At 32.4% G+C, this 14,391-nt stretch carries 14 protein-coding genes; 8 read left to right on the top strand and 6 right to left on the bottom strand.

The annotated features are described in order from the left end of the window. Positions 1 to 5 precede the first annotated feature (5 nt). Genes rnpM through ACCQ42_RS05980 form a run of 3 tightly spaced genes read right to left on the bottom strand, consistent with a single transcriptional unit; the run spans position 6 to position 2,048 of the window. Positions 6 to 272, bottom strand: a complete 267-nt coding sequence (gene rnpM / locus ACCQ42_RS05990; RefSeq protein ID WP_106459951.1) for an RNase P modulator RnpM — start codon at positions 270 to 272, stop codon at positions 6 to 8. Between the two features lie 55 nt (positions 273 to 327). Continuing rightward, the gene (gene nusA / locus ACCQ42_RS05985; protein ID WP_410035651.1) at positions 328 to 1,593 is read right to left on the bottom strand and encodes a transcription termination factor NusA; all 1,266 of its coding nucleotides are present in this window, start codon (positions 1,591 to 1,593) and stop codon (positions 328 to 330) included. An 11-nt stretch (positions 1,594 to 1,604) separates the two neighbouring features. Then, positions 1,605 to 2,048 carry a ribosome maturation factor RimP gene (locus ACCQ42_RS05980; RefSeq protein WP_410035650.1) on the bottom strand — a complete coding sequence of 148 codons (444 nt, stop codon included), beginning with the start codon at positions 2,046 to 2,048 and terminating at the stop codon, positions 1,605 to 1,607. Positions 2,049 to 2,302: 254 nt separating this feature from the next. Here ACCQ42_RS05980 and ACCQ42_RS05975 point away from each other — a divergent pair, with 254 nt between their 5' ends. The 6 genes from ACCQ42_RS05975 to ACCQ42_RS05950 all read left to right on the top strand — a co-directional run bounded on the left by ACCQ42_RS05975 (position 2,303) and on the right by ACCQ42_RS05950 (position 9,804). Then, positions 2,303 to 3,757: a carbon starvation CstA family protein gene (locus ACCQ42_RS05975; RefSeq protein ID WP_410035649.1), complete on the top strand. Its 1,455-nt coding sequence runs from the start codon at positions 2,303 to 2,305 to the stop codon at positions 3,755 to 3,757. A gap of 53 nt (positions 3,758 to 3,810) precedes the next feature. Further along, entirely contained in the window at positions 3,811 to 4,125 is a 315-nt protein-coding gene (locus ACCQ42_RS05970) for a hypothetical protein (RefSeq protein ID WP_106459947.1), read from the top strand. 1 nt (position 4,126) lies between these two features. Beyond that, positions 4,127 to 5,011: an AAA family ATPase gene (locus ACCQ42_RS05965; protein ID WP_106459946.1), complete on the top strand. Its 885-nt coding sequence runs from the start codon at positions 4,127 to 4,129 to the stop codon at positions 5,009 to 5,011. Next, a complete protein-coding gene (locus tag ACCQ42_RS05960; protein ID WP_410035648.1) occupies positions 5,004 to 6,695 on the top strand; it encodes a vWA domain-containing protein in 1,692 nt (563 codons plus the stop codon). Before ACCQ42_RS05965 ends, ACCQ42_RS05960 begins: the two co-directional genes overlap by 8 nt. A gap of 176 nt (positions 6,696 to 6,871) precedes the next feature. Continuing rightward, positions 6,872 to 7,567, top strand: a complete 696-nt coding sequence (locus ACCQ42_RS05955) for an ABC transporter ATP-binding protein (protein WP_106459944.1) — start codon at positions 6,872 to 6,874, stop codon at positions 7,565 to 7,567. Next, positions 7,567 to 9,804: an FtsX-like permease family protein gene (locus tag ACCQ42_RS05950; RefSeq protein WP_410035647.1), complete on the top strand. Its 2,238-nt coding sequence runs from the start codon at positions 7,567 to 7,569 to the stop codon at positions 9,802 to 9,804. Before ACCQ42_RS05955 ends, ACCQ42_RS05950 begins: the two co-directional genes overlap by 1 nt. A gap of 63 nt (positions 9,805 to 9,867) precedes the next feature. Here ACCQ42_RS05950 and ACCQ42_RS05945 read toward each other — a convergent pair whose 3' ends face one another. From ACCQ42_RS05945 to ACCQ42_RS05935, 3 genes are read right to left on the bottom strand one after another with little or no spacing between them, the layout of a single operon-like run. Continuing rightward, positions 9,868 to 10,572, bottom strand: a complete 705-nt coding sequence (locus ACCQ42_RS05945; protein ID WP_410035646.1) for an ABC transporter permease — start codon at positions 10,570 to 10,572, stop codon at positions 9,868 to 9,870. A gap of 8 nt (positions 10,573 to 10,580) precedes the next feature. Then, positions 10,581 to 11,333: a hypothetical protein gene (locus ACCQ42_RS05940; RefSeq protein WP_410035645.1), complete on the bottom strand. Its 753-nt coding sequence runs from the start codon at positions 11,331 to 11,333 to the stop codon at positions 10,581 to 10,583. Position 11,334: 1 nt separating this feature from the next. Further along, positions 11,335 to 12,228 (bottom strand): ABC transporter ATP-binding protein, encoded by an 894-nt coding sequence (locus ACCQ42_RS05935; RefSeq protein ID WP_265237634.1) that lies wholly within the window; start codon positions 12,226 to 12,228, stop codon positions 11,335 to 11,337. A 127-nt stretch (positions 12,229 to 12,355) separates the two neighbouring features. Here ACCQ42_RS05935 and ACCQ42_RS05930 point away from each other — a divergent pair, with 127 nt between their 5' ends. Then, positions 12,356 to 13,051: a response regulator transcription factor gene (locus ACCQ42_RS05930; protein WP_410035644.1), complete on the top strand. Its 696-nt coding sequence runs from the start codon at positions 12,356 to 12,358 to the stop codon at positions 13,049 to 13,051. After that, complete coding sequence (locus ACCQ42_RS05925) at positions 13,052 to 14,347, top strand: sensor histidine kinase (protein WP_410035643.1); 1,296 nt, start codon at positions 13,052 to 13,054, stop codon at positions 14,345 to 14,347. Positions 14,348 to 14,391 lie beyond the last annotated feature (44 nt).

Below are 14,391 nucleotides of genomic sequence, written 5' to 3'. Positions count from 1 at the left end.
TCACCTCATTTTACTTCATAAGCTTCTAACTCCTCATAAATATCATCATCTATTTTCATTTTGAAGGCTTGGTTTAGCTTATTAGACTTTCTAAGGCCCTTTAGGCATGCTTCATCTTTGCATACATAAGCGCCTCTTCCATTTACTTTTCCACTTTCATCTATCAAGATTCCTTCTTCTTTGTTATTTACTATTCTAAGAAGGTCTTTTTTATCTTTTAGAGAACCACATACTATACATTTTCTCTGTGGTATCTTTCGAGTTTTTTTCATTTTTAACCTCAAATTGAATATTTATTATTCATTTATAAAGTTTTTAGCATAAGGCCTAGTTTTCAAGGCTTTCATCAGCCTGGTCAAGATTTTCTAAAAAATCTTCCTCATCAGCCTCATTTTCATCAGATTCTTCTAAATCTGTGTTAGCTTCTTCTGTTACTATATCTTCTTCAGCATCTGCGGCAGATTCAGCTAGGCTTTCATCACTTACTTCATCATTATTTTCAATGATTTCTTCTTCATTATTTAAGCCTAAGATATCATCGATTTCTTCTTGGCTTAGGCTATCAAATTCTAACTCTGATTTTATGTCGATTTTCCAACCTGTAAGCCTTGCTGCGAGTCTAGCGTTTTGACCTTCCTTGCCTATGGCAAGTGAAAGTTGGCTATCATCTACTACTACAAGAGATTGTCTATTTTTCTCATTTATTAGGACTTTGATTATATCAGCAGGTGATAGGGCATTTGATATGAAAGTTTCTGCATCTTTTGAATAATTGATTATATCAATCTTTTCGCCTTGAAGACTTTCTACTATTGAATTTACCCTAGCTCCCTTATAGCCAATGCAGGCTCCTACAGCATCTATGGTTTCGTCATTTGAATATACAGACATCTTTGTCCTAGAGCCTGCTTCTCTTGCTATAGAGTAAATTTCTATTATACCATCAGTTATTTCAGGTACTTCTAGCTCAAAAAGTCTTACTACTAGGTTTTCGCTTGCTCTAGATAGGACTATTTGAGGATCTTTTCCTGAGTTTCTTACTTCTTTTATAAGAAATTTCATTCTCTCATTTGGAGCATAGACCTCATTAGGAACTTGCTCTTTTAGTGGAACAATTCCTTCTATCTTATCAAGGTTAACATAGACATTATATTTATCTTGTCTTTGGATAGAGCCTGTTATAAGCTCATTTTCTCTATCTAGATAATCCCCAAATAGTGTTTCTCTTTGGGCATCTCTTATCTTTTGTATTACGATATTTCTTGCAGTTTGGGCTGCAACCCTGCCGAAGTTTTTAGGCACAAGTTTTATCCTGGCCACATCACCTATGCTAAGAGTAGGGTCTACTTCCTTTGCATCTTTTAGACTGATTTGGCTTACCTTATCTTCTACTTCATCAACTACTTCTCTTAGGGCAAATACCCCTATCTCACCCGTTTCGTGGTCTATGACTACATCAACATTTTCTTGATTGTCATAATTCTTTTGATAACTTTTTACAAGCGCCTTTTCTAGGGCTTCAAGGATTACATCTTTTTCAATATTTTTATCCTTACAAAGCTCATCAAGGGCTGCCATAAAGTCTTTGTTCATAACTTCTCCTTTTAAAATACTATCTCAATTTTAATTTCTTTGATATCAGACTTATCTATTTTAATTTCCTCGTCATCTTGACTTATAAATAAAATGTTATCAGCATTGACCTGTTTTGTGAAGGCGATAAACTCGCTGCCATCTTTAAGTTTTACCTTAAGTAGCTCATTCATATTTCTAATTAGGTCTCTGTCAGTCTTTAGTGGCCTTGATAAGTCTTGAGAGGATACTTCTAAGTAGTATGAAGTAGAAATTAAATCTAGTTGATCTAGCTTCTCATCCAAAAAAGTACTTACTTTTTCACAGTCGTCTATGTTTATGCCGCTTTCATTATATATATAGAAAATCAGTCTCTTTTCATTCTTAGGTCCTATAAACTCTATATCAACGAGTTCATAGCCTAAATTTTCTATATCATCATTTAGTAATTCTTTTAATTTTTCAGTTAAATTCATACCACTCCCCCTAACATTAAAAAAAAGTGGAATTTGCGCCCCACTTCTTACTAAGATAATTATACTTTAAATCAAGATGATTTCAATATTTTAATTTATTCATTATACATAATTTATAAGACCATTAATGAATTATATTACATTATTCTATATTATTATGAAAATGATTGTAAGGTCCATTTTACAATAGACTATTGCTTTTTTAAAAATAATGTTTTATAATAAATATAAGATAATAAATGAAGGAGGATATTATGACATTATTTATTATTGGACTTATAATTTTATTTGGAGGAGGATTTCTATATTCAAAATATGTTGAAAGTCAACTAGAACCTGACGATAGAGAAACTCCAGCAGTTAAAAAAGCCGACGGTGTCGACTTTGTAGTAATGAGTGAGGCTAAAAACTGGCTTATCAACTTACTTAACATAGCAGGTACAGGCCCTATTCTTGGACCTATCCAAGGTATCTTATTTGGACCTATTGCCTTTATCGCTATTCCAGTAGGTTGTGTTATTGCAGGTGCAGTTCATGATTTCATGACAGGCTTTATCTCAATGAGAAATGGTGGTAGCCAAGTTCCAAAATTAGTTGGTAAATACATAGGCGATGGAGTTAGAAAATTCTACAATATTGTTATTGCTGTTCTTTTACTCCTAACTGGTGTTGTATTTGTTTATACACCTGGTGACTTAATTGCTAAATTTGTACTTGGTAAAGAACCAGAAGGCACTGTAATTTGGATTATATATGCTGTAATATTTGCTTATTATATCCTATCAACAGTAATGCCTATCGATAAGCTTATCGGTAGAATTTACCCAATCTTTGGTGCTTTCCTAATCATATCAGCTATTGGTGTTTTAATCGGTATCTTTATGAAAGGACAAGCTCACCTATCCTTTGAAGGCCAAGGACTTCTAGCTCAACATCCAAAGGGACAAAAATTCATCCCAGCATTCTTCATTACTGTAGCTTGTGGTATCCTATCAGGTTTCCACGGTTCCCAAGTAACCCTTGTATCAAGAACTGTTAAAAGTGAAAAAGAAGCAAGAACAACCTTCTATTCTACAATGATAGCAGAAGGCTTTATAGCTATGATATGGGCAGCAGGTGCTATGGTTCTTTTCTCAACAGGAGAAGCTCCACTAGATACAGCTGGTACAATCATGGTTGGTAATATTTCTAAATTCTTTATGGGTAATATCGGTGGTCTACTAGCAGTAGTAGGTGTAATCGCACTTCCTATCACATCAGGTGATACAGCATTTAGATCTCTAAGACTAATAATTTCAGAAGAGTTAAATATAGACCAAAGAAATGGTTCAAAAAGAGCTGGTCTAGCTGCTTGTCTATTTATTCCAGCATCAGCTATCCTATACTTTGCAAAATCAAATCCTAATGGATTTAACATTCTTTGGAGATACTTCGGATTTACTAACCAATTCGTAGCAATCTTTGCCCTGGCAGTTGCAACAATTTACCTAATGTATAATAACAAAAACTACTTTATTACACTTATACCAGGAATGTTCTACTGCTTCATAGTATTCTCATTTATAATCAATGCTGACCCAATAGGATTTAGACAACCTTACACAATTGCTTATCCAATAGCAGCTGTCATTACCGTTGCTTATGCATGGTTTGTAGTAAGATGTGGAAAGAAGAATAGATCTAGAATTGAATCAATAGTTTTAGACTAAGATAAATTTAAAGGTGGCTTAGGCCACCTTTTTTCTATTCAAAAAGGAGACTTATGAAAATAAAATTAGATAAAAAAGGAAGAGAATTCGCAGCTAAAAAAGACATTAAGGCCTTATTTATTAATCCTGACCTAGATAGCAAGGAATCCTGCTGCACAATTGGAACTGTAGATTTTGATGTAAGCACAAAGCAAGTAGGCAAGCTTGAAAGCTACCATAAATATGATGATGAAAATATTGAAATTTATGTCAATCCTAATATCTATGCCTTTATAAAAGACGATGAGGAAATTGAAATATCAGCCTTTGGCCTAGGATCTTTTAAAAAATTTTATATAAAAAATGAAATAAACACAATCGAGAGATAAAATGGATGAGATTTATAAAAAAATAGAAAACTTTAAAAACAAATACCCTCTTGCAGATGACCTTGAATCTAGAATTCCTAATCCTAAATTTAGGTATATGGGAAATAAGGTCTTAACCCAGGCAATTTCTGCCATACTTTCAGGCAAAAATATCTTGCTTGTTGGTGAGAAGTCTACAGGCAAAAATGTCCTTGCAGAAAACCTGGCCTATCTTTTTAATAGGCCTATGTGGAATGTTTCCTTCCACCTAAGCCTTGATGCCTCAAGCCTAATCGGCGATGATACTTTAAAATCAGGTAATGTTGTGTTTAGGGAAGGGCCAATAAGCCTTGCAAGTACTCATGGAGGCTTTGCAGTTCTTGATGAGATAAATATGGCTAAAAACGAGGCTATGGCAGTCCTCCACTCAATCCTAGACTACAGGAGAATGATTGACATACCTGGCTATAAGCTAATAAAAGTCCACCCTGCCACCCGCTTTATAGCAACCATGAACTACGGCTACGAAGGAACTCGCGACCTAAATGAGGCCCTTTTATCAAGATTTGTCATCATAAAGATGCCAAGGATATCTGATGATGACCTAAAATATCTTATAAAAACCCATTATCCTTACCTAAGAGAATCCTACCTTAAAGACCTCACAAACTTTTTTAGGGACCTAAAAGATAAGGCAGAGGCACACGAAATTTCTGAAAGTGCTCCAGATTTAAGGGGAATGTTCGATGGCCTTGACCTAGTTAAAGAAGGCCTTGAATTAAAAGAAGCTATGAGGCTCTGCCTAGTAAATAAAGTCTTTGATGACTATGAAGCAGAACTTATCGAAGATTTACTAAAGGCAAGATTTAAGGATGATATTTATCACAAAGATATGACCAATGAATAAATATAACGAAGAGATAAATGAAAACCGAATAAACAACCTTCAATGGGCAGGAGCAGAGTCTTATGACTTTGATAATTTTATTTCAGGTTCAAATATAGATGGAAACCCTGACTTCTACCTAAATTTAATAATTGGCCTTGCAATTAAATACCTAGGTTATATTGAAATTAAAAAGCTCTTTGACTCTTGGGCCTATAATATTAAAAGAGATAAGTACGACCTTGCCTTTATTTATATAATAGAAGACTTCACCTATAATAAAGAAGTCGTAATAAGGCCAGTTTTAGAATCTCTTAGAAAATCCTATGCCAAAAAATTTCTTGATGATAAGTATGATTTGCAAAGAAGAAATCTTGCCCTAAGGCAAAACAAAATCTACCGCCTAGAAGAAATAAGAATGAGGGAAATTCTAAATCTTAAGAAGGCCACAATTTCCAAAAAAGATAGGGACCTCTACCTGGCCCTAAGGTTAGAAGCTGATACAAATAAAGATAATCTAGAAGCTAGGGTTAAGGATTTATTTGAAAAGTATTTAGGATATAAGGAAAATAACATCCTTAAAAACCTCCCAGCCCTAAACATTTCTCTCTTTGAAAATTCAGGAATGCTGAGCCTTGAAAGATCAAACTTGCCAGCTGATTTTAAGGCCAAAGGAGAAAAATCTCACGGGTTTGCTAGCCTAGTCCTTGCTTATGGAAACAAAAAACGTAAGGCAAGTCTAAAATTTATAGAAAAGACTTTTGGCAAGTCAATATTTGATGAAGAGATTAGACTTGGCATTGAAAGAGATTTGTGCACAGGTTCCCACAAAAGATCAAAACTTTACTTTTCTAGAGGCATTGATGAAAATGACAAGGACCTTGACCAAGACCTTAATAAAAAGACCATAGCAAGACACCTTTTAAAATTTAAGGCTCATAAGGCATCCTACAATAGGGCCATATCTGTCTTATCTAAGGAAATAAAGTTAAAATTAAATCTAACCAGCTCACTTGATCAAGACCTAAGCCATAGAGGAAGGCTCGTGCCAAGGCTCGCCTATAAGGTAGAAATTAGTGACAGGGCAAAAATTTTTATGAAAAATACCCTTAAGGCCAATCCTTCTATGAAGGTAGATCTACTTATAGATGGGTCTGCCTCCCTCCTTGATAAGGAATCAGAGGTTGCCATAGAAGCCTATATTTTAGCAAAATCTCTAGAAAATAATAATATCCTAAACAGAGTCATAGCCTTTCAAACTGTAAATGACTTTACTATTTTATCCATACTCAAGGATTATGATGATAAGGCAGAGATGAAAAGAATCTTTCGTTTTAAGGCCATGGGTTGGAATAGGGACGGCCTTATCTTTAGGGCCTACAGGGCAATTTTAGATAAGGATATCAAAAACACCCTAAGCCTAATACTAACAGATGCCAATCCCCAAGACCTAAAACCTTTAATTAGCGATGGTTTTAAATTAAATAGGCCCTACCAAGAAGAGCCTGCTCTTGATGATACCAAAAAAAGTTTGGCCTATCTAAGAAAAAAGGGCCTTAGTATAGCGGCTATCATAAATGGCAATAAGCTAGACAATGCTAAAGTCCTTTATCGCAACAATTTTATAAAAATAGATGATCCATCTGGAATATCATCTGCTGCCGGCAAATTTATCAAAAAACAAATATCAAAAGTAGAAAAATAAGCTATTAAATTAAATGCCTTATCATATAAACCTTTTCGGTTTATATATACATGGCAAAATTTAATAGCTTTTTTAGTCGAAAAATTCTTAATTAAAAAATGTATATTTACATATTGTAGGGATATTTCAATTGTGATATAATTATGATAAAGATTATCATATTCAAAGGAGGTCTTATGATAAAAATTAAAAATTTATGTAAAAGTTATGGGCAAGGCCAATCGAAAATTGACGTTTTAAAAAATATTGACCTTGAAATTGAAGATGGTAAAATAATTTGTATTTTAGGACCTTCAGGCTCAGGCAAGTCTACCCTACTTAATATTATAGGTGGTATTGAAACAATTGATTCAGGCCAAGTTGATATCTATGGGGAAAACCTTTCTAATATGACCAAGAAAGATTTGGAATCCTATAGAAGAGATAAGTTAGGTTTTGTTTTTCAATTTTACAACCTAATCAGCGACTTAAATGTATTAGAAAATATTGAATTAGGCAAGTATTTAGCAAAAAATCCCCTTGATATAGATAAGCTTGTTGAAGATTTGGGAATAAAGGATCAATTATACAAATATCCTAATGAAATATCAGGTGGGCAGGCCCAAAGAACCTCGATTGCTAGAGCCCTCATCAAAAGTCCACAGATTTTAATCTGTGATGAGCCTACAGGCGCTCTTGATTATGAAAGTGCAAAAGACGTTTTGAATTTGATTGAAAAAATGAACAAGGAATATAAATCAACAATTCTTATTGCTAGCCATAACGTTCAGATAAGCAAAATGTGCGATTATATTCTAAAAATCCACGATGGCAAGGTTAAATCTTACCTTAAAAATGATGAAAAAATTCTAGCAAAGGATGTGACCTGGTAATGAAAAACCCAATTTATAAAAGAGCCTACAGGCAAATTTACTTTCACCCATCAAGAGTCTTGCCGATTTTCCTTGCTCTTTGCTTTATAATAATTTTTTCTTCATCATTTTTTATAGCACAAGATTCAACAAAAAAAATCTATTACAAACTTATAGAAAATGGAAAGGTCGAAGATGGTAACTTTACATGTCTTGAAAAATTAGATGAAGATACAAAAATAGAAATAGAAACTAAAAATATCAGTCTTTATGAAAATTTTTATGTTAACGCCAAGTCTACAGATAATAAAAAAATAAGAGTTTTTGAAAATAGAGATAGGATAAATATTCCATCTATACTTGATGGAAGACTGGCTAAGGAAAAAAATGAATTAGCTATTTCTGCAAACTATGCCAGGGCAAATAAAATACAAGTAGGAGATATGGTTAAACTTGAAGGAAAAAGTTTTAAGATAGTTGGTCTTATAGCACTTCCTGATTATTCAACCCTTCTTAAAAATAACTCCGACCTAGTAATGGATACAGGCTATTTTGGTGTAGGTCTTGTTTGCAAAGATGGACTAAAAGATTTATCTGAACAAATTTCTTACCAATATTCCTACAAAGACCAAGAAAATTTACCAAAGTCTAAGGCTAGAGATAAGCAGAAAGATATTATTAAAATTGTTAATCAAAAAAATATGGTTATAGATGCTCTATTAAACTATGATAATCACTGCATTAGATATTTCATAGAAGATATGGGTGGCGATGTGCCTATGATGACTGCAATTATGGTAGTTTTGGTTTTAGCCATTGCCTTTATAAGTGCAATCCAGGTTAAAAGTATGATTGAAGAAGAAGCTCCAATAATTGGTACCCTACTTGCTTCAGGCTATAAAAAACGAGAGCTAGAAAAAAACTATATGCTAATGCCAATCTTCATTAGCTTAATCTCATCCCTTATCGGTAATTTAATCGCCTATAGCCATACATACAAGACCTATACAGATCTTTATTACAAGTCCTATGACCTGCCAAAATTTGTAGTTTCATTTAACTTAAGGTCATTTTTCCTTACAAGTCTTATCCCACTTTTGATATATTTAATAATCAATTACCTTGTAATTGGAAGGGCACTTAAAGGCAAGGTTATTGACTTTCTTAGAAATACAATAAAATCACCTAAAGCAAAAATGAGGATAAAACTTGATAAGTTCTCCTTCATTAACAAGTTTAGAATTAGAGTTTTACTTGCAAATAAAGCAAATATTATTAGTCTAATCTTTGGAATAGGCCTAGCAAATATACTTTTAATTTATTCTCTAGGAGTTAAACCTGTCTTTACAGATTATGCACAAAAAGTGAAGGATTCGATGAAATACGAACATACTTACCTCATAAAAGCTCCTGATTCAAACATCAAAGCCGATAAAATCTCTATGATGAGCTTTGAGTTAGCAGATTTTAATATGAAAAAAATCCAATGTCTGGGAGTAGATCCTGATTCTAAATATAAGGACCTAAATATAAAAGACCTTAGTTCTAATGACATAATAATTTCAAATGGACTTGCTAAGGTATATAAACTAAAAATAGATGATGAAATCAAGGCTATAGAAAACTTCAATAATAAAAAAGTAAAATTAAAGGTAAAAGCTATAGAAAAAAACAATACCAAATTCCAAATCATAGGTAAAAGAGAGGACTTAAATAAAATAATAGGTCAAGAAAAGGAATATTTTAATGCTTATGGGTCTGATAAGATCCTAAATATCGACAAAAATCTCTTAGTTAACGAAATTGATAAAAAAGAAATGAATAAATTTATGACTCATTTCCTAGATTCCTTTGGCGGAGTATTTGATAGTCTGCTATTTATTGCCCTAGCTTTTTACCTAATAATTTCTTACCTTGTAACAAGCCTAATAATAGATAAATCTAAGACAAATATATCCTATCTTAAAGTTTTCGGAATAAAAGATAAAGAAAATGCGGCTATTTATACTAGTCCTATTTTTCTAATCCTTATATTATTTGAAATCGTAATGATACCTGTCATGGACTTTTTAATTAGACTCATGACAAGCTATGCCCTTACTAAACTAGATGCCTATGTAGAAGTAAATATTCCCCTATCTAACTTCATAAAAGCAATCGCTCTAAGCCTAATTATATTTATAATAGTTCAACTACTGGAAAAAATTAAGATTTCAAAAATTGATATGGTTAAGGAATTAAAAGTTATTAATGGATAAAGATTTTGAAAAATATAAAACTGCCCCCTAAATTTCCTTAAGGAGGGCAGTTTTATTTTGAAATCATTTATTTTCAAATTTTAAAAATTTATTAGATAGGTATAGGGAAATAATTAGTTCTCCAAGGCCAAAAAGAGCTAATAAGGCCAAATCATTGATTCCTATATATCTTAAATTATTGGCTTCAATTGCCAAAAAGCTAAGTCCTACAATTTTTAGAGACTTAAAGGCTGTGGCAAAGCCAAAGATTGTAAAGATAGTTGATAAGAGGACTATTATACCAAAGGACTTAATCCTTATAGCAAGGGCTCCAAATATCCCAATTATAGGAAGAGATAAAAGTATGGACAGGATCATATAGTAAATATATATGCTAAAGTCAATACTTGCAAAGCCTGCTATGAATTTGCCAGAAAGGTAAAATAGACCTAGGAAATATATTTGACAAAAGCTTACTAGGATAAAGGCTAAACCTAACTTAGCTATTACAAAGTCTATATTTTTCTTTGGGCTTAGCCTTATAAATTTAAGGCTTGACTTGTGTTCTGTTGCCCATAGGCTTGCAATTATTATTGCAATTAAGGGGATATAGAAAAAGGAAAAGTAAAACAAACTTACTTGTGTCCACAAAGATTGCCACTGATTAGTTAATGCACCTTTATTTCCCAAATAATTTATTAGGCCAAAGGCGTTGGCTAGTAAAGGAATTATTAAGCTTACTAGCAAAATATTTACAAATTTTATTTTCTTAATTTCTAATTTTAACATTTTTCCTCCTAGTCCTTGTATAAACTATAAGTTTTCATGGATTTTAAATAATAAAGACTTCCTAGTAGAAATATTAGGGAGATGATTAGCGTGTAGAAATTTATCGGATTTAATACCTGAATAAATTTACCTCCCTCATTTAAATAAGAAATATTAAGAAGACTTGCCATCCATGCAAAGGGATTTACAAAAGATAAAGTTTCTGAACTAAGCATTGTTATTATGCCGGTAAGACCTCCTATTATTGATAAAAATGATAGGGTGTAGACTTTTTTACTCTTCATTTCTATAATCATAAATATACTTACGAAAAATAAATTTATTATAAGGGCTGTTAGGTTTACAAGTACAAATCTTAAGACCATGTCACCGCTAAAATTAAAATTAGCTGATCTTTTTGCTAGGCTTAAAAATACTAGTCCTTCTATTATTTGTAAGAAAACTAGCCTTAAAGCTAAAATCTTAAATTTATCAAAAAGTATGGAATCAACTTTTTCTCCAAGGATTATCTGCATTTGCCACATCTTATTTTTTTCTTCAATCTCTATTACTTTTTTTACTAATGATGATATTAGTATTGGATTTATCAGCAAAGAAATAAATAAATAGGTGTCTAAAATGTAAGCCAGTGGATAAGAGCTTTGAGAAAAAGACTTATTAAAACTTGCTCCTAGGACTATTAACATCTGCCCTAAAAATACTATTAGCATCAAGAAATTTATTCCAAGCCTTTTATATTTTTTTCTTTCTAAGTTTGCCATCTTATGACCTACTTTCTTCTATAAATAGCTTTTCAAGACTTTCTTTTTCTTCCTCTATCCTGTAAATATCAACCTTGCCATGGAGGAAATTTACAATATCTCCTATGTCTTGGTTTGAAATCTTACCTAAAATAATTTTTTTATCCATCATCCTATCTTGACCAAGACCCAAAAGCCCTAGGGCCTTCTTATTATCTGAAGTTAGTAAGGATATAAATGGTGGATGAAGCTTCCTATAATCTTCTAGGCTTCCATTATAGGTCAAATTTCCATTTATCAGGATTCCTATGTGAGTAGCTATTTTTTCCATTTCATCAAGAATGTGTGAAGATATCAAGATGCTTGTAGAAGTGTTTTTGACAAGATTTTTAAATAAGTTCCTCATCTCCTCTATTCCTTGAGGGTCAAGACCATTTATCGGCTCATCAAGGATTAAAAGCTTAGGACTTCCGATTAGGGCCATAGCAATGCCTAGTCTTTGCTTCATACCAAGTGAATATTCTCTTGCTTTCTTTTTGCCTACATTATTAAGGCCAACCATAGCTAAGGTTTTTGGGATTTCCTCTATTTTTATCCCCTTAAGCTTACATATTATTTCAAGATTTTCATAGCCTGTTAGGTGGTCATAAAAGGATGGATTTTCGATTAAAGCACCTAGATTTTTGTTTAAATCTTTTTGGTTCTTAGGATTTACTTCCTGACCAAAAACCTTAACAAGGCCTCCATCTTTTTTAACAAGACCCAAGATACTCTTCATTAAAGTAGATTTTCCTGCTCCATTTTTTCCTATTAGGCCATAAATTGCACCTTCTTCAATTTCTAAAGAGTCGATATCTAAGACCTTTTTATTGTTATATGATTTTTGTAAATTTTTAACTTCAAGTATTTTTTTCATAATCATTCCTCCTAAAACCATAATACCAAAACCTGATAAAGATAAAGTTTTAGTTAGGTCACTTTTACATCACAAAAGCATATAAGGCTCGAATCTGGTGTATAATAAGGATAACAAGGAGGCTTAGATGGATATAAGGAGTAATTTTTCAATATTAGTGGTTGATGATGAAAAGACCTTACTAGAAAATTTATATAATTTTATGAAAGATAAGGGATTTAAAAAAGTTTATACTGCCAAAAACTTAAAGGAAGCTAGATTTAAAATTTCAAATTTAAAAATTGACCTGGTTGTTTTAGACTTGATGCTTCCAGATGGGAGTGGTTTTGATTTGTTAAGGGAAATTAGAAAGACTTCAGACATGGCTGTTATAATTTTATCTGCCCTAGATGGCCTTGATGACAGAAAAGAAGGCTTTGAAAATAAGGCCGATGACTATCTAGTCAAGCCCTTCTTCCCTGAAGAGCTCCTTTGGAGAGTAGATGCTATCTTAAGAAGAAGTAAAAAAGTTAAATCTGTTGATAAAATAAATTTAGGCAAGGTAATTTTTGATATGTCCAAGGGTGTCCTCATCAAAAATGGCGAGGAAATCGCCCTTACAGCCACCCAATACAAAATCCTAGCCTATTTATCTGAAAATATAAATATGATTGTCTCTATAGATAGGATTTTAGATCATATTTGGGAAGATTCCTATGGTTATGAAAACACTCTAATAACCCACATCTATAGGCTAAGAGAAAAGCTTGAGGATAATCCTAGAGAGCCAAAGATTTTGATAACCATAAAAGGCCTTGGTTATAAGCTTGTTAAAGAGGATTAGATGTTTGACTATATTTTAAAAAGATTTAAGAAAATTGTAATCAGAATATTGGTCTTGCTATTTTTCCTAATATTTTTATTTATGACCTTCCTCTACCTAAACTACAGGCTTAACAATAAATACCCAAATCCTAACGATGTTTTTTCTTATGTAGAAACTAATAAAACTAGGACCTACCTTAATGATACAAATAAGGAATTCCTTAAAGAAAATGATATTTGGGCTATAAGAATAAATAAGGATGGGAAGGTCATAGAATCTATTTCTAAGCCAAAGGAAGTCAAGGATAAATTTGAAATCACTGATGTGGCAGGCTTTACAAGATATTATCTAGCTGATTATCCCGTATTTACCTACATCCTAGACGATGGGCTGATAATTTTTGCCTATCCTAAAAATTCCTTAGACAAGTTTCCCTTTAATTATTACAATTATAAGAACCTAATATTTAATGTAAAACTCTTTATAGGATTTGTAATTTTGTTTTTAGCCCTTGTCTATATTTTTTATATGATTGATATCAAAAATATCTTAAAAAATACCCTCCCCTTTCAAAAGGCTCTTGATAGGCTCTACGAAGATGATTTTGAAAGGCTAGATGAATATGGAGACTTGAAAGATCTTGCTGTTTCTGTAAACAAGGCTAATGAAAAGTTCAACAATCTAAAAATTGCTCAAGGCAAGTGGATTAGGGGTCTTAGCCACGATGTAAGAACTCCTCTTGCTAAGATTTCCTGGGAAGTTAGCAAAAACAATAAAAATGACCTCGATATCCAAAATATCCAAGACCAAGTCCTAAAAATTTCAAATATCCTAGAAGGCCTAAACCTTACCATATCCCTTTCAAATATTGACAAAAAAGACTTTAAGTCTAAAAATCCTGTCAAAATTATTAGAAAAGTAATTGTCGATAAGCTAAATGAGAATCCTGATAGGGAAATTATTTTTGAAAATAAGCTAGAAGTGAGCGATTTAAAAATAAGAATGGATGAGAATTTATTTTATAGGATGCTTGAAAATATCCTAAAAAACTCCCTTACTTATACAGAAGGGGAGATTCTTGTCAGGCTCACAAATCCTGACCATAGGCTCATAATTACAATAAGTGATGAGGGAAGTGGGATTTCCTATGACCTTATTAGGAGAATTAATGAGGAAGATTTGACCAATATAACCAAACATGGTTTGGGGATTTTTATTTCAAAACAAATCGCCGAATTGCATGACGGTGCTTTTCTTATTGAAAATAAAAAGCCTGGCCTTGAGATATCTTTTATCTTTTACCATATAGAATAAATAAAAAAGCTGGCCCTAAAATAGTTTTGGGGTCAGCTTTTTTA

The sequence above is a fragment of the Anaerococcus kampingae genome, assembly GCF_046365475.1.
In the GTDB taxonomy this organism is placed as follows: domain Bacteria; phylum Bacillota; class Clostridia; order Tissierellales; family Peptoniphilaceae; genus Anaerococcus; species Anaerococcus kampingae.
Note: the sequence above shows the minus strand (reverse complement) of the source record. Positions and strands in the feature narration are given on the sequence as shown.

Excerpts from the sequence above, each read along its gene's own strand:
- rnpM (WP_106459951.1), bottom strand. The coding sequence starts at position 272 with ATGAAAAAAACTCGAAAGATACCACAGAGAAAATGTATAGTATGTGGT.
- nusA (WP_410035651.1), bottom strand. The coding sequence starts at position 1,593 with ATGAACAAAGACTTTATGGCAGCCCTTGATGAGCTTTGTAAGGATAAA.
- ACCQ42_RS05980 (WP_410035650.1), bottom strand. The coding sequence starts at position 2,048 with ATGAATTTAACTGAAAAATTAAAAGAATTACTAAATGATGATATAGAA.
- ACCQ42_RS05975 (WP_410035649.1), top strand. The coding sequence starts at position 2,303 with ATGACATTATTTATTATTGGACTTATAATTTTATTTGGAGGAGGATTT.
- ACCQ42_RS05970 (WP_106459947.1), top strand. The coding sequence starts at position 3,811 with ATGAAAATAAAATTAGATAAAAAAGGAAGAGAATTCGCAGCTAAAAAA.
- ACCQ42_RS05965 (WP_106459946.1), top strand. The coding sequence starts at position 4,127 with ATGGATGAGATTTATAAAAAAATAGAAAACTTTAAAAACAAATACCCT.
- ACCQ42_RS05960 (WP_410035648.1), top strand. The coding sequence starts at position 5,004 with ATGAATAAATATAACGAAGAGATAAATGAAAACCGAATAAACAACCTT.
- ACCQ42_RS05955 (WP_106459944.1), top strand. The coding sequence starts at position 6,872 with ATGATAAAAATTAAAAATTTATGTAAAAGTTATGGGCAAGGCCAATCG.
- ACCQ42_RS05950 (WP_410035647.1), top strand. The coding sequence starts at position 7,567 with ATGAAAAACCCAATTTATAAAAGAGCCTACAGGCAAATTTACTTTCAC.
- ACCQ42_RS05945 (WP_410035646.1), bottom strand. The coding sequence starts at position 10,572 with ATGTTAAAATTAGAAATTAAGAAAATAAAATTTGTAAATATTTTGCTA.
- ACCQ42_RS05940 (WP_410035645.1), bottom strand. The coding sequence starts at position 11,333 with ATGGCAAACTTAGAAAGAAAAAAATATAAAAGGCTTGGAATAAATTTC.
- ACCQ42_RS05935 (WP_265237634.1), bottom strand. The coding sequence starts at position 12,228 with ATGAAAAAAATACTTGAAGTTAAAAATTTACAAAAATCATATAACAAT.
- ACCQ42_RS05930 (WP_410035644.1), top strand. The coding sequence starts at position 12,356 with ATGGATATAAGGAGTAATTTTTCAATATTAGTGGTTGATGATGAAAAG.
- ACCQ42_RS05925 (WP_410035643.1), top strand. The coding sequence starts at position 13,052 with ATGTTTGACTATATTTTAAAAAGATTTAAGAAAATTGTAATCAGAATA.